We start from the raw sequence: 20,135 nt of genomic DNA, 5'->3' as shown, positions 1-20,135 counted from the left end.
TATACTCGCCCGCAGACAAATAGACGAATCGAACACTGAGAAGGAGGCAGCAATATGTCCCATCAGCAAATTATTCAGACTCTTATTGAATGGATTGATGAACATATCGACCAACCGCTGAACATTGATGTGGTCGCGAAAAAATCAGGTTATTCAAAGTGGTATTTACAGAGGATGTTCCGCACAGTAATGCGCCAGACGTTGGGTGACTATATCCGTCAGCGGCGGCTGCTGTTGGCCGCCGTTGAACTGCGCAACACCGAGCGACCGATATTCGATATTGCGATGGATTTAGGTTATGTGTCGCAACAGACATTTTCCCGCGTGTTTCGCCGGGAATTTGATCGCACCCCCAGCGACTACCGCCACCGCCTGTAGTATTACTGCCCGCGCTGCATCAGGAGTGCGGGCGGTTGTTGCAGCCAGTGAATGAAGTCCTGCGGCGGCAGCGCCTTCGCAAAGTGCCACCCCTGACAGTACTGCACCCCGCGTTTAAGCAGCCAGCTCACCTGATCCGCCGTCTCCACGCCTTCTGCGATGGTTTTCAGACGCAGGCTTTGCGCCATCTCAATGATATGTTCCGCAATCAGATGGCTGGTACTGTTGGTGGTCAGCGTATCGATAAAGGACTTGTCGATCTTAAGAATATCAACGTTCAGGGAATAGAGGTTGTGCAGGTTAGAGTAGCCGGTGCCGAAATCATCAATCGCCACTTCATAGCCTGCCTGACGAAATGCCTGGATCACCGGCGTGGTTTTCGGCACATCGATAAATCCTCGCTCGGTCACTTCGACTTTTATTTGTTGCGCAAGCACGCCATGTTCGCGCGCTTTATCCGCGATCATGGCAATCAATCGTGAAGAGTGGAAATCCGATGCGGAAAGGTTGATAGAGATATACAACTGTGGATTTGCAGCCAGAAACGTCCCCATATCACTGAACACTTCTTCCACCACGTAGTCGGTAATCTGCGCGATCATCCCCTCTTTTTCCGCCAGCGGGATAAACTCCGCCGGACTCATCACCTGATCTTTACAACCCGGCCAGCGCAGCAGCGCTTCCGCCCCCACGCATTTCTCGTTTTTGATATCAATGATCGGCTGATAGTGCAGGCAAAGCTGACGCTGTTTAAGCGCGCGCTGGAGCATGCGCCGCGGCGAGTAGTATTGCCGACGCGCCCGAGACCAGAACATTAATAGCAAAATACTGCTGATGACCGCCAACGGAAGCGCGATCAGCAATTGCTGATACAGATTCTGATAAAACCGCTGCATCGAAGTCGACACAATGACCGCTATGGGGCGTTTATCCGATTGGACGACGGTATAAAAACGGTCGTCCTGCCGGAAGACAGACTGATTACGCTGGACCAGTGGCAACAGTTGAGCCGCCCAGGCCTGTTCGCTAAGGGAGAAAAAGGTGTTGGTTACCGTGTCATAGACCCCCCAGGCCAGCTCGGGGTCTTCGGACATCACTTCGCTATATGACAATGGATTGATCACGGCAACATAGTTTCCACGTTGCATATACGTCATTTTATAACCGGTGAAAAAAGGCGTATCGCGAAAGTAATAAATAGCGATATTGGGTTTTCGTTTATAGTTTGCCGTTGGCATAATATAGGGCGCTGACGGTGCCATTACCGTTGAGCATAAAAAACGATCGCCTTGCGCATAAATTAACTCGTTGATATACAGGCGCCCTCGGATAATATTCAACATTCGTTGTTGATGCGCCGGCGTACACGCTTGTCCCTGATACTGTTCAGCGGCATCGCGGGCTAAGTCTGCCTGTAAAACGACCAGTTCTGTTTTATCTAAAGCCAGATGAGCAAAAATGCTCAGTTGCTTACTGGTTTGGGACGTTGCTTGCAGGTGGGCAAACCATAGCGCCAGCATCACGGGGAGCAAAACCACCATGATTATCCCGAGGAACCTCAGCACCTTGCGTCGCACTCGATGATTCATTTCAGCCCTATATCCCTGCATTTCATATGCCTGTTATCATCAAGACAGGATGCTAAATTACACAGGTGGTTACGTTGCATGAATCTATCAATATTAGCAACAGACTTTTATTAGCAAAAGTCTGATATTGCAGGATGGTGATAATATTCGACCATAAAGCAAACCCGCAGTGACGATTAATTTTATTAAGGGTAATCCATTCAGCGAAAGGAGTCGTGTTTTATGAAAGTTTTGTTGGCTCATTCTCAAAATGAAATTAAGTTAAATTTCTTCGTCTGCTTATTTTTTGACAATACAAACAAGGTAAAGCCATTGCCTCTTTATTACGTCGCGCTTTTCGGTTGCACCACGGTGAAAGTGTGTCGATCATTGAATCAATAACCATGTTTTTATTAAGGTTATAAAGCAGGCAAAAAAGAAGTCGACAGGCTGGCGAATGGTCGCCTAACCGTGATATAGTTCACAAATATTATGAAACAAAAACAATGTTTCATTCGGTGTTGATGTGAATGCCCATCGATAGCCAGAGTGCGCCACGCCTCCCGTGAAAACGCCGCGCTGTCCAGGGCACCTGCTATTCTCAGAGGAAATCTTTCATGGCTACCCTAACCACTGGCGTGGTTCTTCTCCGCTGGCAGCTGCTGAGCGCTGTGCTCATGTTTCTCGCCAGCACATTGAATATTCGTTTTCGTCGCTCAGATTACATTGGTCTGGCAGTGATCAGCAGTGGTCTCGGGGTTGTCGCCGCCTGTTGGTTTGCGACGGGATTACTCGGCATCACCCTGATGGATCTCTCCGCCATCTGGAACAACATTGAATCCGTGATGGTTGAAGTAATGAGCCAGACGCCGCCGGAATGGCCGATGGTATTGACCTGATGTCACCTAAGCCTCCCTGACGGAGGCTTTTTTATTGTTTCCAGATAATCCCATCGGTGTTTGTTGTGGACACACTCGATTCCCCTTCGATTTCAGCAAGCCCGCCTTGATTATTCGCTTATATGGCGCGGCCCGTTTATTCGGCAGGCTGCGCTTCATAATATATTTCCCCGTTGTCTCTGATTTCCCTAATGTCATTATTTTTCAGGATTTAAAAGTTATGTAAGGAAGACTGTTTTTATTATTCTCATCCCAGATATTTTACAAAGAAATAGGTTGAAATACCGCTAATTGCCGCCACAGCGATTGCAAGCATAATCAATAAAATCAATCTCTTGGCATTGTATATTCCAAACATAAACACCTCCTTTCCTAAATTTACACTTCCATTTACCCTCATAAAAAAAAAGGGAAAATATCATCTTCACTCAAAGATAAAATAATATTTACCGAAATACCATTGATTAATATCAAACATCTTAAGGCATTATTCAAATAGTATGCGCGTGTTTCAAAATATTAAAATTTTATTCTTTGAGGAAATTTACTTTGACCAGAATGCCGAACAGCAATCGTCTCCATTCTGCGCCATGCGCTGGAAAAAAGCCGTACCAGCTAACCGTTGAGGAGGTTCTGAAAAATCAGCAGAGCCAACCTTCCGGGCTGACTCACAATGAGGCCAGCGCACGTCTTGCCAGAGATGGCCTTAACGCACTACCGGAAAAAGCGGGTAAACCCGCCTGGCTACGCTTTCTGGCCCATTTTCACGATGTTCTGATCTACGTCCTGATCGCCGCAGCGGCCCTCACCGCCGTAATGGGGCACTGGGTGGATACAGCCGTCATCCTCGGCGTCGCGGTGATCAACGCCCTGATTGGCCATATTCAGGAAAACAACGCGGAAAAATCGCTGAAAAGCATCCGCAATATGCTCTCCGCATCCGCTGTCGTGGTCCGTAACGGACAACATGAGACGGTCGCGACGACCGATCTGGTTGTCGGCGATATCGTGGTACTGCGTGCGGGTGACCGTATTCCCGCCGATCTTCGTGTCATGGAAGCCCATAACCTGCGGGTTGAAGAGGCTATCCTGACCGGTGAATCCACCGTTGTGGACAAAACGGCAGAGGCGCTGACTGGCGAACTGCCGCTGGGCGATCGCAAAAACCTGCTGTTCTCTGGCACCACCATCAGCGCCGGGGCGGGGCTTGGCGTGGTAATCGCCACCGGCGAGGCGACGGAACTGGGCCATATCAACCAGATGATGACGGAGATCGAAAAGCACCGTACGCCACTACTGGTGCAGATGGATAAACTCGGTAAAGCGATTTTCGCCCTTATTCTCGCCATGATGCTCGGGTTGTTTATTTTCAGTCTGCTGCTGCGCGATATGCCGATGGGTGAACTGCTGCTTTCGTTAATTAGCCTGGCTGTCGCGGCCGTTCCGGAAGGTTTACCGGCGATTATCTCGATCATCCTGTCGCTGGGCGTACAGACCATGGCCCGCAAACGCGCCATCATCCGCAAACTGCCTACCGTGGAAACGTTGGGTGCCATGTCGGTGATTTGTTCCGACAAAACCGGCACGCTGACCATGAACGAGATGACGGTTAAAGCCATCATCACGGCGGATAAAAATTATCGCGTGCAGGGCAACAGCTACGAACCAACGGGCGAGATCCACGTCGAGGAAAACGACGCGCAGGCAGAGATTGCGCCTGGCAGCCTGCTTGAAAGCTATCTGCGTACTATTGATCTGTGCAACGACAGCCAGTTGATTCGCGATGAACAGGGGCACTGGGGAATTACCGGCGGGCCAACGGAAGGGGCGCTGAAAGTGCTGGCCGCCAAGGCCATGTTGCCTGCCGTCGAGAGCGAACTGCGCAGTAAAATCCCGTTCGATTCCCAGTACAAATATATGGCGACGCACTATCGCATCGGCAACGACGAGCGCGTACTGGTGACCGGGGCACCGGATGTGCTGTTTAAACTCTGCCGGTTGCAACAAACCGCGAACGGCACGGAAGCCTTTACCCAGCCGCACTGGGAGGCCGAAATCGCCCGCTATGCCAAAGAAGGTTTGCGGATGGTGGCTGCCGCCTGGAAGCCTGCGCGTGCTGATGCCGATGCGCTGACCCATGACTGTCTGAGTGAGGGGCTCATTTTCCTCGGCATCGCCGGGATGATGGATCCGCCGCGCCCGGAAGCCATTGCGGCGATCGGTGCCTGCCAGCAAGCCGGGATCCGCGTCAAAATGATCACCGGCGATCACCCGCAAACCGCCATGAGCATTGGCGGCATGTTGGGTATCCATAACAGCACACATGCGGTGACGGGCTATGAACTCGAGCAGATGGATGAGGCTGAACTTGCCGAAGCGGCCGTCACCTACGATATCTTTGCCCGTACCAGCCCGGAGCATAAGCTGCGTCTGGTAAAAGCCCTGCAAGAAAAAGGTGAGATCGTCGGCATGACCGGGGATGGTGTCAACGACGCGCCGGCGCTAAAGCAGGCCGATGTAGGCATCGCGATGGGTATTAAAGGTACCGAAGTGACGAAAGAGGCCGCCGACATGGTGCTGACGGATGATAACTTCGCGACCATTGCCAGCGCGGTACAGGAAGGGCGCCGCGTCTACGACAACCTGAAGAAAACCATCCTGTTTATCATGCCCACTAACCTGGCGCAGGGTCTGCTGATCATCGTCGCGCTGCTGGCGGGTAATCTGATCCCGCTGACGCCAGTGCTGATCCTGTGGATGAACATGGCAACCTCCGCCACGCTGTCATTCGGTCTGGCGTTTGAAGCCGGTGAGCGCAACATCATGCGCCGCCCACCGCGCCAGAGTAATGAGAACGTGATGGATGGCTTTGCTATCTGGCGCGTAGGATTTGTCGGTACGCTAATTGCCGCCTGTGCCTTTATGCTGGAAGCCTGGCTGCAGCCGCGCGGTCACAGCCCGGAATTCATCCGCACCGTCCTGTTGCAAACGCTGGTGACAGCGCAGTGGGTGTACATGCTCAACTGCCGCGTTTCCGATGGCTTCTCGCTGGGTCGCGGTCTGCTGATGAATAAAGGCATCTGGCTGGTCAGCGGTATTCTGTTACTGCTGCAGTTGGCGATTATCTACGTGCCGTTCCTGCAGATGTTGTTTGGTACTGAAGCTCTGCCGCTGCGCTACTGGGGAATTACCTTTGCCATCGGCATCGCGCTGTTCTTCATTGTTGAGATTGAGAAACCCCTCACCCGCAAATACCGCCGGAACTAACCGGCGGTATCCGGCAATAAAAAGGCCTCCCAAAACCGGAGGCCTTTTTCGTCTACGATGACGGATTAACGAACAACCATTACCGGCACCTTTGCGTAACGCAAAATATTAGCGGCTGCCGAGCCCAGCAAATGGGTGGCAATCCCCGGTTTGCGTGAGCCGATAATAATCATTTCGGCATTATGCGCCGCTGCCGCGTCATTCACCTCATCGCGAATATTGCCATGTCGGACTTCAAAGCGAATCCTCTCCAGCGGCGTTTTGAATTTTCTCGCCAGCGCGAGCATTTTCTCCTGCGCATCGTTGGTCATGTACTCTTCGTATTTTTTGATATCCGAAGCAAAGCCGCGCATTGGCGACGCCTGCAGCTTAGGGAAAACGTGCAGCAGATGTAGCACGCCCTCTTCTTTATTGAGCATGTGATCGGCCCAGGCAATCGCTTTATCAGAAAGGTCCATCGCCAGAATATCAACCGGCATTAAAATGGATTTGTTCATTCTAATTTCCTTATGTTCGCTGACAGGCTGATCGTGTTTCCCTGAAAAGCCCGGCAAGGTTCAGTCTTAATGGGTGAAAGTTGCGAACGCAGGATAATCGATAATCGTCGTCACGATTTGATCTCAGGCAGTTTATTTATCTTCCTGATAACTCTGCAGATTTATTTACGTAGCGTGAGAAAAACTGACAAAAAAATATCCTCCGGCATAGCCGGAGGTTTTTCTGATACGCCGATAAGGCTCTGTTACTAGCCGCGCCCTAACAGGCGCATACGATCTGACATTTGCATCAGACTACTTTTCCCTTTCAGATACGCCATAAAGCCGTATACGCTCATTTTGGGTGGGATCTCCACAAGCATATGGATATGATCTGCACAGCATTCCGCTTCCAGGATTCGTACGTTTTTCCACTCACACAGCTTTCTTAAGATGCTGCCTACCGCCCTGCGTTTCTCTCCGTAGAACGCTTGTCTTCGGTATTTTGGCGCAAAAACTATATGATATTTACAGCTCCATCGGGTGTGCGCTAAGCTCTTTTCGTCCCTCATTGGGACCCCCTTTTGATTTCTTGTTTAACTTTTGCAGTTGCCAGACCGCAAGGGGTTTTAACAAATCAAAAGGAGTTTTAATAACTGTCTCAAAATTGAAAGCTTCCCGGAACCTCCAGCCTGGCTGGGGTTTTATGCGTACAAAAAAGCCCCGTCAGAAACGGGGCTTTTCTATTTTTATTTAGCACAGCGCTAAACTGGCTTGATCAGAACGGGATATCGTCGTCGAAATCCATTGGTGGTTCATTAGACGGTGCTGCCGGTGCCGACTGCTGCTGCGGGCGAGACTGCGCGCCGCCGCTGAACTGGTTGCCACCCTGTGGCTGCTGAGGTTGACCCCAACCACCCTGTTGCTGCTGACCGCCTGCCGGTGCGCCACCACCCTGACGACCACCCAGCATCTGCATGGTACCGCCAACGTTCACCACCACTTCCGTGGTGTATTTCTCTACGCCGGACTGATCGGTCCATTTACGGGTACGCAACTGACCTTCAATGTAGACCTGAGAACCTTTACGCAGATATTCGCTGGCTACTTCCGCCAGTTTGCCGAACAGCACAACACGGTGCCATTCTGTCTGCTCTTTCATTTCACCGGTCTGCTTGTCACGCCAGGATTCGGAAGTAGCCAGCGTGATGTTGGCAACTGCGCCACCATTCGGCATGTAGCGTACTTCCGGGTCCTGGCCCAGATTACCCACGAGAATAACCTTATTTACGCCTCTGCTGGCCATGATCGAGTCTCCTGAAAACGTTTCTTAATAAGTGTAAACGCGCGATTGTAGCATTACCAATAGCGAATTTACTATGTTGCGACGCGGATTCCGCGAAACAACCTCAGCCGGACATTGTTACATAAGACTCTGCGTTTTGCATTCCAATACTGTATATCCATTCAGGTTTTATTGTGTCATAATTAACCGTTTGTGATCGCCGGTAGCACCCTGCTGCGCCGGGCAAAAAAGCGTTTAATCCGGGAAAGGTGAATGGATAAGATCGAAGTTCGGGGCGCCCGCACCCATAATCTCAAAAACATCAACCTCGTCATCCCCCGCGACAAACTGATTGTCGTGACCGGGCTTTCGGGGTCAGGCAAATCCTCGCTCGCTTTCGACACCTTGTATGCCGAAGGGCAGCGTCGTTACGTTGAATCCCTTTCTGCCTATGCGCGTCAGTTTCTGTCGTTAATGGAAAAGCCGGATGTCGATCATATTGAGGGGCTGTCTCCCGCCATCTCAATTGAACAGAAATCGACGTCCCATAACCCGCGCTCGACGGTCGGCACCATTACCGAAATCCACGACTACCTGCGTCTGCTGTTTGCCCGCGTTGGCGAACCGCGCTGCCCGGATCACGATGTTCCGCTGGCGGCGCAGACCGTAAGCCAGATGGTGGATAACGTCCTGTCGCAGCCGGAGGGCAAACGCCTGATGCTGCTGGCCCCGGTGATTAAAGAGCGTAAGGGCGAGCACACCAAAACGCTGGAAAACCTGGCAAGCCAGGGTTATATCCGCGCCCGTATCGATGGCGAAGTGTGTGACCTCTCCGATCCGCCAAAGCTGGAACTGCAGAAGAAACACACTATCGAGGTGGTGATCGATCGTTTCAAAGTGCGTGACGATCTCAGCACTCGTCTGGCGGAATCGTTTGAGACCGCGCTGGAGCTGTCCGGTGGGACGGCGGTGGTTGCCGATATGGACGACGAAAAAGCAGAAGAACTGCTCTTTTCCGCCAACTTCGCCTGCCCAATCTGCGGTTACAGCATGCGCGAACTGGAACCGCGCCTGTTCTCCTTTAACAACCCGGCGGGCGCCTGCCCGACCTGCGATGGGCTCGGCGTACAGCAATATTTCGACCCCGATCGCGTGATCCAGAACCCTGAGCTGTCGCTAGCGGGCGGGGCCATTCGCGGTTGGGATCGCCGGAACTTCTATTACTTCCAGATGCTGAAATCGCTGGCAGAACACTACAAGTTTGACGTTGAAGCCCCGTGGGCCAGCCTGAGCGCAAACGTACACAAAGTGGTGCTGTACGGTTCTGGTAAAGAGAGTATTGAATTCAAATACATGAACGATCGTGGCGATACCTCCGTGCGTCGCCATCCGTTTGAAGGCGTACTGCACAACATGGAACGCCGCTATAAAGAGACGGAATCCAGCGCCGTTCGTGAAGAGTTAGCCAAGTTCATCAGCAACCGCCCGTGCGCCAGTTGTGAAGGAACCCGTCTTAAGCGCGAAGCGCGCCACGTCTTCGTTGAAAATACACCGCTGCCGACCATTTCCGACATGAGCATCGGACATGCGATGGACTTCTTCAACAATCTCAAACTCGCCGGTCAGCGGGCGAAGATTGCAGAGAAAATCCTCAAAGAGATTGGCGACCGCCTCAAGTTCCTGGTCAACGTTGGCCTCAACTATCTGACGCTGTCCCGTTCTGCGGAAACGCTCTCCGGCGGCGAAGCCCAGCGTATTCGACTGGCAAGCCAGATTGGCGCCGGTCTGGTCGGCGTGATGTACGTGCTGGATGAGCCGTCCATCGGCCTTCACCAGCGCGATAACGAACGTCTGCTGAGGACGCTGATCCACCTGCGCAATCTCGGCAATACCGTGATTGTGGTAGAGCACGATGAAGATGCGATTCGCGCCGCCGACCACGTGATTGATATCGGTCCGGGTGCCGGCGTCCACGGCGGCGAAGTGGTTGCCGAAGGTCCGCTGGAAGCGATTATGGCGGTGCCGGAGTCCCTGACCGGCCAGTACATGAGCGGCAAACGCAAGATTGAAGTGCCGAAACAGCGCGTTCCCGCAAACCCGGAGAAAGTGCTGAAACTGACCGGCGCGCGCGGCAACAACCTGAAAGACGTGACGTTAACGCTGCCGGTCGGCCTGTTCACCTGCATCACCGGCGTGTCCGGTTCCGGTAAGTCGACCCTGATTAACGATACGCTGTTCCCGATTGCACAGCGCCAGTTGAACGGTGCGACGATCGCCGAACCGGCGCCGTACCGCGATGTGCAGGGGCTGGAGCATTTCGATAAGGTCATCGACATCGATCAGAGCCCGATTGGACGTACACCGCGTTCCAACCCGGCAACGTACACGGGCGTGTTTACGCCAATACGTGAGCTGTTTGCTGGCGTACCGGAATCACGCTCACGCGGCTATACGCCGGGGCGTTTCAGTTTTAACGTTCGCGGCGGGCGTTGCGAAGCCTGTCAGGGCGATGGCGTAATTAAAGTCGAAATGCACTTCCTGCCAGATATTTACGTGCCGTGCGACCAGTGCAAAGGCAAGCGCTATAACCGCGAAACGCTGGAGATTAAGTACAAGGGCAAAACCATCCACGAAGTGCTGGATATGACTATCGAAGAAGCACGTGAATTCTTTGATGCCGTCCCGGCGCTGGCACGTAAGCTGCAAACCCTGATGGATGTCGGTTTGACCTACATTCGTCTCGGCCAGTCGGCGACAACGCTCTCCGGTGGTGAAGCTCAGCGTGTGAAGCTGGCGCGCGAACTGTCGAAACGCGGCACCGGCCAGACGCTCTATATTCTGGATGAACCGACTACGGGTCTGCATTTTGCCGATATCCAACAATTGCTGGACGTGCTCCATCAGTTACGCGATCAGGGCAATACCATCGTAGTGATTGAGCACAACCTGGACGTCATCAAAACGGCGGACTGGATCGTGGATCTCGGTCCAGAAGGCGGTAGCGGCGGTGGGGAAATCCTCGTCTCCGGTACGCCGGAAACCGTGGCGGAATGTGAAGCCTCACACACGGCCCGCTTCCTGAAACCGATGCTGTAAAAGACAAAACGCCGTTCATCTTTCACACTGAACGGCGTTTTTTACGGCTGTACCAGCAGCTTGCGTTTCTCTTCCGGCAGCGTATTCACCGCCTGTTGGTACGAAGCATCCACCAGATAATAAATTTGTGAATCCGGCAGCGAGCCGTCGAGGTAGACGGTGCTCCAGTGTGCCTTATTGAGATGTCGGCTCGGACGCACATCACTGTGCTGCTGGCGTAACAATTCCGCCAGTTCGGGGCTGGTTTTCAGAGATACCGCCGGGCGACCTTCCACCTCTTTCACCATGGCAAAGAGCACATCTTCAACTTTGATTTGTGTGGCTTTCCAGTCACTGTGCACACTCTGCTCCGCGCCGATTTTCGCCATGCAGTATTGCAGTAACTCCGAATTGGTCATCGTTAATCCCCTCGCAAGCGTAATACTCCACTGAAATGTCATCTATTCAGTGTGCAGCAAGACAGCAAAAGGTAAAAGCTGGCAGATCAATTTTGTTTAAAAAAACAGCAGACGCTCAGCCGCCGGTTAATACTCCGAATTTACGATCACCTCTTCACCATACGCGCCAGCCTGCGGCAACGGTCTGTAGGTCGAGTTTGAGGCGCGCAGAATACGGATCCCACGGATGCCCGCATCACGCGCGGCGGTAATGTCGTTATCCGAGTCGCCATAGAACATGCGGATATTTTTATCCTGCAGCCACTGCGTTTTGGTGTTCTGACCCGGCTTGTCCCCGGCAAAAATCACCGGATTCATATTTGCCGCCGGAATGTGGAAGTTATCTGCCAGCGTTTTCGATACGGTCTCGGTTTTGGTCGGCGAACGACCGGTGATAAAAAAGATGCTGTCGCCACGACGGACGTGCATGTCGATCAACTGACGCGCGACCTCTTTTGGAATACTGAACTCATCCCAGCCGTTGTTCATTTTCTCCCAGAATGCCGGGTTCTTCAGATACGCCTCGCTGTCCGGGGACCAGGTTTTCTTTCCACGCCAGAAACCAGGACTGGAAAACAGCACAGTATCATCAATATCAAAACCGACGGCCATTGGCGGACGACCGGTCAGCGTGTTTTCGATCTGCGCCACGGAAACCCAGTGAACAGGAGCTTGTTCCGCGAGTTTCGCAACGTTAGTACCGGGATTTAATGGGGAAGGTGAAGAAGCCAGCGCGCTGGCAGGATGGTTCAACGTGAAAAGTAAGCAGATGGCGCTCAACGCCAGTGTGATCTTTCGCATATTTTTCCCTTTTAAGTCATTTAGTTATGATTTTATTAGTACGACTATTCGACAAACTCTCTGACCATAACCCCAGCGGCAGATGAAAGGAAGGATTTTCTGCGGTTTAACCCTGGAAAAAGAGGAGGATCACATATAGAAGGAAAAAGGCCGGTTCAACCGGCCTGAGAGGAATTACATGACCGCAGCAAAGGCCTTCGCTACACGCTGCACATTCGCCACGTTCAGACCGGCCACGCACATACGCCCGCTGGCGATCAGATAGACGCCAAACTCGTCGCGCAGGCGATCGACCTGAGCCGCGCTTAGCCCGGTGTAGCTGAACATGCCGCGCTGTTGCAGCAGATAGTCGAAATTACGGCCCGGAATGGTGGCGGTTAGCACGTTCACCAGCTCCTGACGCATGGCCAGAATACGGGTTCGCATTGCCTCCACTTCCGCCAGCCAACTGGCTTTCAGCGCGTCATCGCCGAGCACCGTCGCGACCACCTGCGCCCCAAAGTTCGGCGGGCTGGAGTAATTACGACGTACGGTCGCCTTCAGTTGCCCCAGTACGCGGCCTGCGGTGGAGGCATCTTCACAGACGACAGAAAGCCCACCGACACGCTCGCCGTACAGAGAGAAGATTTTCGAGAATGAGTTGCTGACCAGGGCAGGCAGTCCGGCGCTGGCAATCGCACGGATAGCATAAGCATCATCATCCATACCAGCGCCAAAGCCCTGATAAGCAATGTCGAGGAACGGGATCAGATCATTCGCTTTCAGGATCTCAATCACCGCATCCCATTGCGCGTGCGTTAAATCCGCACCCGTCGGGTTATGGCAGCATGGATGCAACAGGACGATACTGCGCGCAGGCAGCGTTTTCAGGGTCGCCAGCAGATCGTTGAAACGCACGCCGTTGGTGGCATTGTCGTACCAGGGATAGGTGCTGACGGTAAATCCAGCCCCTTCAAAAATCGCGATATGGTTTTCCCACGTCGGATCGCTGACCCACACGCCGGAATCCGGGAAATAGCGCTTGAGGAAATCGGCCCCCACTTTCAGCGCGCCAGAACCGCCCAATGTCTGGATCGTCGCCACACGCTGCTGCTGGAGAACCGGATGATCAGCCCCAAACAGCAATGGCGCGATAGTATGACGATAGGTATTCAACCCTTCCATTGGCAGATACAGCGAAGCGCCGTGCGGCTGCGCGTTAAGACGCGCTTCGGCTTCCGCCACCGCTTTCAACTGCGGGATAATCCCGTCTTCGTTGTAATACAGACCGATACTCAGATTCACTTTGTCACTACGCGGATCTTCTTTGAACCGCTCCATGAGCGACAGAATCGGGTCGCCAGCGTAGGCGTCAACTTTTTGAAACACGCGATGGTTCTCCAGGTTTACAGGCAGAGGTTAAGACACAATAAACCGGATGGAGAGGAAGATCGAGCGCCTGGTGGGAATATTGCCGGATAAGGCGTTTACATCGCCATCCGGCACTCCACACGCCCGCTTAATCGATATACTTCATTGCCACCCGTGAAGTCAGGCGGGTAATCAGCTCGTAAGCACTGACTTTAGTCATCGCCGCAATGCGTTCCACCGGGAGTCCCTCTCCCCATAAAATCACCGGGTCACCGGCCAGGTCTGTCGCCTGCGGCCCGAGATCAACGCAAATCATGTCCATCGCTACGCGACCCACAATCGGTACTTCGCGACCGTTCACCAACACCGGCGTACCGGATGGCGCAGCGCGCGGATAACCATCGCCATAGCCCATCGCCACGACGCCAAGACGTGTATCACGTTCGCTGATCCATGTTCCGCCATAGCCTACCGGCTCGCCCGCTTTATGCTCGCGCACGGCAATCAGGCTGGAAGTCAGCGACATGACCGGCTGGCAGCCAAAATCGGCCCCTGTGGACTGGTTTTCCAGCGGCGACACGCCGTAGAGAATAATGCCAGGACGAACCCAGTCAAAATGCGACTGTGGCCAGAGTAAAATCCCGCCGGAGGCGGCAATCGAGCGTTGACCCGCTTTGCCTTCACAAAAGGTATTGAACACATCAAGCTGCCGTTCGGTCGCTCCACATTCCGGCTCGTCCGCACGGGCAAAATGGCTGACGATATTAACTGGTTGGCGCACGTTTTTACATTGCGTCAGGCGCTGCCAGAAGGCGTCCGCTTCTTCAGGAAGCACGCCCAGACGATGTATGCCGGTGTCGAGTTTCATCCACACGGTCACTGGTTCATCCAGTTCGGCGGCTTCCAGCGCGGCCAGTTGTTCCTGGTTATGGACCGCCGTATGCAGGTGTTGTGCGGAAATGGTGGGCAGATCGGATGCCTCAAAAAAGCCTTCCAGCAGCAGGATGGGTTGCGTGATCCCCCCTGCTCGCAGACGTAAAGCTTCTTCGAGACGCGCCACACCAAAAGCGTCAGCATCGGGGAGCGTTCGCGCGGTCTCTAACAGACCGTGTCCGTAAGCGTTCGCTTTCACGACCGCAACCAGCTTGCTGGCAGGCGCCAGTTCACGCAGACGTTGCAGGTTGTGTCGCAGAGCGCGGCGGTTAATAACTACAGTTGCCGCTTGCATTGTCATTCCTTGCCTTAATAAAGAAATAATCTTCTCAATCATTTGCGTCACAGCAAGACGGTCAACGCCGCTGCGGCACAAAGGATGACGAGGATTTACTCGTCGTCGTACTGCGGTCCCGCATAATTATCGAAGCGCGACCATTGTCCGTTAAAGGTCAGTCGCACCGTCCCGATGGGGCCGTTACGCTGCTTACCAATGATGATTTCCGCAATCCCTTTCAGGTCGCTGTTCTCGTGATAAACCTCGTCACGATAGATAAACATGATCAAGTCGGCATCCTGTTCAATGGAGCCGGATTCACGCAGGTCGGAGTTGACCGGGCGCTTATCAGCACGTTGTTCCAGCGAGCGGTTAAGCTGCGACAGCGCCACGACCGGCACATGCAGTTCTTTTGCCAGCGCTTTCAGCGAGCGGGAAATTTCAGCAATCTCCAGCGTACGGTTGTCGGACAGCGATGGCACGCGCATCAATTGCAGGTAGTCGATCATAATCAGCCCGATACCGCCATGTTCGCGAGCGATACGGCGCGCGCGGGAGCGCACTTCCGTTGGCGTCAGACCGGAGGAGTCATCAATATAGATGTTACGTTTTTCCAGCAGAATGCCCATCGTGCCGGAAATGCGCGCCCAGTCCTCATCGTCCAGTTGCCCGGTACGAATACGGGTCTGATCCACGCGGGACAGCGAGGCCAGAGAACGCATCATAATCTGTTCAGAGGGCATCTCAAGACTGAAGATAAGAACCGGTTTATCCTGCAACATCGCCGCATTTTCGACGAGGTTCATCGCAAATGTGGTTTTACCCATTGACGGACGCGCCGCGACGATTATCAGATCCGAGGGCTGCAGGCCTGCGGTCTTTTTGTTGAGATCGTCATAGCCGGTGTTAACCCCCGTCACCCCGTCGTGCGGTTGCTGGAACAGTTGTTCGATACGCGCAACGGTCGCGTCGAGCACATCGGCAATGTTTTTCGGGCCTTCGTCTTTATTGGCGCGGCTTTCCGCGATTTTAAAGACGCGGGACTCGGCGAGATCGAGGAGATCCTCACTGGTGCGCCCCTGCGGATCAAAACCCGCATCCGCAATTTCATGGGCGACGGCAATCATGTCGCGCACCACCGCACGTTCGCGAACAATATCCGCATAGGCGCTGATGTTCGCGGCACTTGGCGTATTTTTGGAGAGTTCAGCCAGATACGCAAAGCCGCCGACGCTGTCCAGTTGCCCTTGTCGCTCCAGCGATTCCGCGAGCGTAATCAGGTCTATCGGGCTGCCGGTTTCCTGCAACCGCCCCATTTCTGTGAAGATGTGACGATGTGGACGGGTATAAAAATCTTCCGCTACCACGCGCTCGGCGACATCGTCCCAGCGCTCGTTATCCAGCATTAAACCGCCCAACACCGACTGTTCCGCTTCAATCGAGTGCGGCGGTACTTTCAGTCCGGCAACCTGTGGGTCGCGATCACGGACATCAGTCTGTTGTTTGTTGAAGGGTTTATTTCCTGCCATAGTGAATGGAGTTACCGAGATAAAAGTGAGTTGACGCTAATCTTCCGATGATACTGGAGAAATCATGGCAACACGAATTGAATTTCACAAGCATGGTGGCCCTGACGTGCTTCAGGCCGTGGACTTTACCCCCGCCGATCCGGCGGCGAACGAAATCCAGGTCGAAAACAAAGCGATCGGCATTAACTTTATTGATACCTATATCCGCAGTGGGCTCTATCCGCCCCCCGCGCTGCCCAGCGGTTTAGGGACCGAAGCAGCGGGCGTCGTCAGCAAAGTCGGCAGCGACGTCCGTCATATTAAAGCAGGCGATCGCGTGGTGTATGCGCAGTCCGCACTCGGCGCCTACAGTTCGGTCCACAACGTACCGGCCGATAAAGCCGCTATCCTGCCTGACGCCATCTCTTACGAGCAGGCTGCCGCTTCTTTCCTGAAGGGACTAACCGTTTTTTATCTGCTGCGCAAAACTTACGAAATCAAGCCCGACGAACCGTTCCTGTTCCATGCGGCCGCTGGCGGCGTAGGGCTGATTGCCTGTCAGTGGGCGAAAGCGCTGGGCGCGAAACTGATTGGCACCGTCGGCAGCGCGCAAAAGGCGCAGCGAGCGCTGGATGCCGGCGCATGGCAGGTGATTAACTATCGCGAAGAGAACATTGTCGAGCGGGTTAAAGAGATAACCGGCGGCAAAAAAGTCCGCGTGGTGTATGACTCGGTCGGTAAGGATACCTGGGAAGCCTCACTGGACTGTCTGCAGCGTCGGGGGCTGATGGTCAGTTTTGGCAACGCGTCAGGCCCGGTGACCGGCGTGAACCTGGGGATTCTGAATCAGAAAGGTTCGCTATACGCCACGCGCCCTTCTCTTCAGGGCTACATCACCAACGCGGAAGAGTTGACCGAAGCCAGTAACGAACTGTTTTCGCTGATCGCCAGCGGCGTGATCAAAGTGGATGTGCCAGACCGTCAGAAATATCCGCTGAAAGAGGCACGGCGCGCGCATGAAGTGCTGGAGAGTCGGGCAACGCAGGGTTCGAGTTTGCTGATCCCTTGATTCCCTTGCTCCTGAAAGAAATTGGGCTTCCCATTCAACACGGGAAGCCCTTTCTTTTTTAGTTCGGCTGTATGTAGGGTACAGCTCGATGAATCTGTTAGTCGCGCAATACTGACAGATTTGGTAGTCAATTCCTATTTGGTTCTGACGCCAAAGTTACAGGTTGTGACGCATCCCTCACATCTTTAGTAACGCCAACGGTTATTGCGCTGATATTGTGGGATTTTTGGCGACTTAATCGCTTTAATCACCCACACCACCGCAACAGCCAACAGCAGCCACGGCAAGAGTTTGATCATCAGTGCAAACATGCCGCCAAGGAACATCACGAACGCGGCAACAACCAGCGCGGCCAGAATGCCCAATAGCGAGACGCCGGTGACCATCAGCATGATAAAGAAGCCAAGCACAAAAAGTAGTTCCAGCATGATGCTCTCCCATAATGAATTCCTGCCCAGACCATTACAAAAATCATGCCAAACTTAATTTCTTGATTTTTCAGCAAAACGCCCCGCAAAACTTTGCAGGGCGTGGTGAAATTGACTACTTTTTAGTGAAAATCTAACGCTTATCAGCCACCAGCTTCAGCGCATGCTCCAGCACATTAACATCGGCACCGGCTTTATGGGCGTTTTCGCTCAGGTAGCGACGCCACTGGCGCGCCCCCGGGATCCCCTGAAACAGCCCCAGCATGTGGCGCGTAATATGACCAAGATACGTGCCCTTGCTCAGTTCACGTTCGATATAAGGATACATGGCCCGCACCACCGTAACCGGATCGGCATCAGCAGTTGAGGAGCCAAATATTTCGCGATCGACAGCGGCCAGAATGCCAGGGTTCTGATAGGCTTCGCGCCCGACCATCACGCCGTCCATATGTTCAAGATGCGCCTTCGCCTGTTCCAGCGACGTAATGCCGCCATTAATGGACATCGTCAGCTGCGGGAAATCGCGTTTCAGTTGATATACACGCGGATAATCCAGCGGCGGGATTTCACGGTTTTCCTTCGGACTTAATCCGGAGAGCCAGGCCTTACGAGCGTGGATGATGAACATCTCGCACTCACCGCGACCAGACACCGTATTGATGAAATCGCAAAGAAATTCGTAGCTATCCTGATCGTCAATACCAATACGGGTTTTCACGGTCACCGGAATCGACACCACGTCACGCATCGCCTTCACGCAGTCTGCCACCAATTGCGCATTGCCCATCAGACAGGCGCCAAACATGCCATTTTGTACACGATCGGACGGACAGCCGACGTTGAGGTTGATCTCGTCGTAGCCGCGCGCTTCAGCCAGCTTCGCGCAGTGCGCCAACGCTGCCGGATCGCTGCCGCCTAGCTGCAGAGCGACCGGATGCTCTTCTTCGCTGTATGCCAGATAATCGCCTTTGCCATGAATAATCGCCCCCGTCGTCACCATCTCGGTATAGAGCAGCGTCTGGCGAGACAATAAGCGCAGGAAGTAGCGGCAGTGTCTGTCCGTCCAGTCGAGCATGGGGGCTACGCTAAACCTGCCATGCCAGTGTAAGCCTGACCTTTCAGGTACCGCACTGTCGTGGCAGGTTTTTTTATTTTCTGTATTATGGTGCATTTTCGAACATTTTATATTATTTTTGCATTCTCAGTACACCATTGAGGACACCATTTAAATGGTGTACCGAAAAGCAAAACTGGTTAAATAATGGCTTACTATAACATAGTTAAACGACCAAAAGCTGACGGCACGATCCGGTATCGCTGCACCGTTGGTATTAAATCCGGTGGTAAGCACATCCATCGTGAAACAAAAACGTTCAGCAAACTGGCGCTGGCAAAAACATGGGGCGGTCGCCGCGTACTGGAACTTGAAGCCGACGGCATCCCGGATACTGGAGACGCAAGCAAAATAACAACCGGGGAGCTGATCACCCGCTACACGAACGACCCCTCACTGGGCGGTAAAGCAGGTCGCACAAAGCGTTATGTTCTCAACATGCTGGTCGATTGCGATATCGCCAGAATCACGCTAACCGATCTGGCTGTAGCAGATATTATCACGCATTGCCGTGAGCGCGCGGGAGCCGGTGCAGGGCCAGCAACAATTAGCCAGGATATTAGCTATCTTTCGGGTGTACTGGCGTCGGCAAAACCTGTATACGGTATTGAGTACACCCAGAACCCGGCAAGGGAAGCACGCCCGGTACTGATTCAAATGGGGCTTATTGGCAAATCCCAACGCCGGAGCCGTCGCCCGGTAGGCGACGAACTTGATCGGCTGGAAGAAGGACTGAGAGCCCGTAGCGCGCACCGGAGTGCAAAAATTCCCTTCATAGACATTCTGCGTTTCTCAATACTGAGCTGTATGCGTATTGGTGAAGTATGCCGGTTGCGTTGGGAGGATGTAGACGACAAGGAGCGCGCCGTACTGGTGCGCGACCGGAAAGACCCGCGTAAAAAAGAAGGTAATCATATGCGGGTAGCCCTGCTGGGTGAGGCGTGGGATATTGCTCAGCGTCAGCCCAGAACCAGCGAGTTAATATTCCCCTACAACTCAAGTTCTGTAACTGCTGGTTTTCAGCGCGTCAGAAACGCCCTGGGCATTCAGGATTTGCGGTATCACGATATGCGCCGGGAGGGTGCCAGCAGGCTTTTCGAGGCGGGTTTTAGCATAGAAGAAGTGGCCCAGGTTACAGGCCATCGCTCGCTTAACGTGCTCTGGCAGGTTTATACTGAATTATTTCCGAAGTCTCTGCATGAAAAGTACAACGAGCTGCACGCTAAAAAGAGGTAGCTTTATACCACGC

General features: G+C 53.4%; 16 protein-coding genes and 1 pseudogene. 6 read left to right on the top strand and 11 right to left on the bottom strand.

Features of this window, described 5'->3' with window-relative positions; translation table 11 throughout:
• Positions 1-54: 54 nt before the first annotated feature.
• Positions 55-378, top strand: a complete 324-nt coding sequence (gene soxS / locus C2U53_RS11895; RefSeq protein ID WP_042321117.1) for a superoxide response transcriptional regulator SoxS — start codon at positions 55-57, stop codon at positions 376-378.
• 2 nt (positions 379-380) lie between these two features.
• On the opposite strand, the gene C2U53_RS11890 is transcribed toward soxS, so the two are convergent.
• Positions 381-1,967: an EAL domain-containing protein gene (locus tag C2U53_RS11890; protein WP_042999049.1), complete on the bottom strand. Its 1,587-nt coding sequence runs from the start codon at positions 1,965-1,967 to the stop codon at positions 381-383.
• 596 nt (positions 1,968-2,563) lie between these two features.
• On the opposite strand from C2U53_RS11890, the gene C2U53_RS11885 reads away from it, so the two are divergent.
• Together C2U53_RS11885 and C2U53_RS11880 are read left to right on the top strand one after the other, a co-directional pair.
• Positions 2,564-2,845 carry a YjcB family protein gene (locus tag C2U53_RS11885; RefSeq protein ID WP_042999048.1) on the top strand — a complete coding sequence of 94 codons (282 nt, stop codon included), beginning with the start codon at positions 2,564-2,566 and terminating at the stop codon, positions 2,843-2,845.
• A 558-nt stretch (positions 2,846-3,403) separates the two neighbouring features.
• Positions 3,404-6,112 (top strand): cation-transporting P-type ATPase, encoded by a 2,709-nt coding sequence (locus C2U53_RS11880; protein ID WP_104445948.1) that lies wholly within the window; start codon positions 3,404-3,406, stop codon positions 6,110-6,112.
• A 65-nt stretch (positions 6,113-6,177) separates the two neighbouring features.
• Here the strand turns inward: C2U53_RS11880 and C2U53_RS11875 are convergent, their stop codons facing one another.
• From C2U53_RS11875 to ssb1, 3 genes and pseudogenes are all read right to left on the bottom strand, one after another.
• The gene (locus C2U53_RS11875) at positions 6,178-6,609 is read right to left on the bottom strand and encodes a universal stress protein (protein WP_042999046.1); all 432 of its coding nucleotides are present in this window, start codon (positions 6,607-6,609) and stop codon (positions 6,178-6,180) included.
• 287 nt (positions 6,610-6,896) lie between these two features.
• Positions 6,897-7,160 (bottom strand): annotated as a pseudogene (tnpA, locus tag C2U53_RS11870) (IS200/IS605 family transposase); the annotation flags it as partial.
• Between the two features lie 206 nt (positions 7,161-7,366).
• Positions 7,367-7,894, bottom strand: coding sequence for a single-stranded DNA-binding protein SSB1 (gene ssb1 / locus C2U53_RS11860; RefSeq protein WP_042999045.1), 528 nt, complete (start codon positions 7,892-7,894; stop codon positions 7,367-7,369).
• 252 nt (positions 7,895-8,146) lie between these two features.
• On the opposite strand from ssb1, the gene uvrA reads away from it, so the two are divergent.
• A complete protein-coding gene (gene uvrA / locus C2U53_RS11855; RefSeq protein ID WP_104445946.1) occupies positions 8,147-10,969 on the top strand; it encodes an excinuclease ABC subunit UvrA in 2,823 nt (940 codons plus the stop codon).
• Positions 10,970-11,010: 41 nt separating this feature from the next.
• Here uvrA and C2U53_RS11850 read toward each other — a convergent pair whose 3' ends face one another.
• The 5 genes from C2U53_RS11850 to dnaB form a co-directional block, all read right to left on the bottom strand.
• Positions 11,011-11,367 carry an MmcQ/YjbR family DNA-binding protein gene (locus C2U53_RS11850; RefSeq protein ID WP_042999043.1) on the bottom strand — a complete coding sequence of 119 codons (357 nt, stop codon included), beginning with the start codon at positions 11,365-11,367 and terminating at the stop codon, positions 11,011-11,013.
• A 126-nt stretch (positions 11,368-11,493) separates the two neighbouring features.
• Positions 11,494-12,207: an acid phosphatase AphA gene (gene aphA / locus C2U53_RS11845; RefSeq protein ID WP_042999042.1), complete on the bottom strand. Its 714-nt coding sequence runs from the start codon at positions 12,205-12,207 to the stop codon at positions 11,494-11,496.
• A gap of 174 nt (positions 12,208-12,381) precedes the next feature.
• Positions 12,382-13,575, bottom strand: a complete 1,194-nt coding sequence (tyrB, locus tag C2U53_RS11840) for an aromatic amino acid transaminase (RefSeq protein ID WP_044257367.1) — start codon at positions 13,573-13,575, stop codon at positions 12,382-12,384.
• Between the two features lie 130 nt (positions 13,576-13,705).
• Entirely contained in the window at positions 13,706-14,785 is a 1,080-nt protein-coding gene (gene alr / locus C2U53_RS11835) for an alanine racemase (protein ID WP_104445945.1), read from the bottom strand.
• 95 nt (positions 14,786-14,880) lie between these two features.
• Positions 14,881-16,296, bottom strand: a complete 1,416-nt coding sequence (gene dnaB / locus C2U53_RS11830) for a replicative DNA helicase (RefSeq protein WP_042321088.1) — start codon at positions 16,294-16,296, stop codon at positions 14,881-14,883.
• 64 nt (positions 16,297-16,360) lie between these two features.
• Here dnaB and C2U53_RS11825 point away from each other — a divergent pair, with 64 nt between their 5' ends.
• Positions 16,361-17,344, top strand: coding sequence for a quinone oxidoreductase (locus tag C2U53_RS11825; protein ID WP_054176725.1), 984 nt, complete (start codon positions 16,361-16,363; stop codon positions 17,342-17,344).
• A 185-nt stretch (positions 17,345-17,529) separates the two neighbouring features.
• Here the strand turns inward: C2U53_RS11825 and pspG are convergent, their stop codons facing one another.
• Both pspG and dusA read right to left on the bottom strand, forming a co-directional pair.
• Positions 17,530-17,772 (bottom strand): envelope stress response protein PspG, encoded by a 243-nt coding sequence (gene pspG / locus C2U53_RS11820; RefSeq protein ID WP_044257370.1) that lies wholly within the window; start codon positions 17,770-17,772, stop codon positions 17,530-17,532.
• Between the two features lie 133 nt (positions 17,773-17,905).
• Positions 17,906-18,943 (bottom strand): tRNA dihydrouridine(20/20a) synthase DusA, encoded by a 1,038-nt coding sequence (gene dusA, locus C2U53_RS11815; protein ID WP_104445944.1) that lies wholly within the window; start codon positions 18,941-18,943, stop codon positions 17,906-17,908.
• A gap of 90 nt (positions 18,944-19,033) precedes the next feature.
• Here dusA and C2U53_RS11810 point away from each other — a divergent pair, with 90 nt between their 5' ends.
• Positions 19,034-20,122, top strand: coding sequence for a site-specific integrase (locus tag C2U53_RS11810; RefSeq protein WP_104445943.1), 1,089 nt, complete (start codon positions 19,034-19,036; stop codon positions 20,120-20,122).
• Positions 20,123-20,135 lie beyond the last annotated feature (13 nt).

This window comes from Citrobacter sp. CFNIH10 (genome assembly GCF_002934585.1).
In the GTDB taxonomy this organism is placed as follows: domain Bacteria; phylum Pseudomonadota; class Gammaproteobacteria; order Enterobacterales; family Enterobacteriaceae; genus Citrobacter_A; species Citrobacter_A amalonaticus.
Note: the sequence above shows the minus strand (reverse complement) of the source record. Positions and strands in the feature narration are given on the sequence as shown.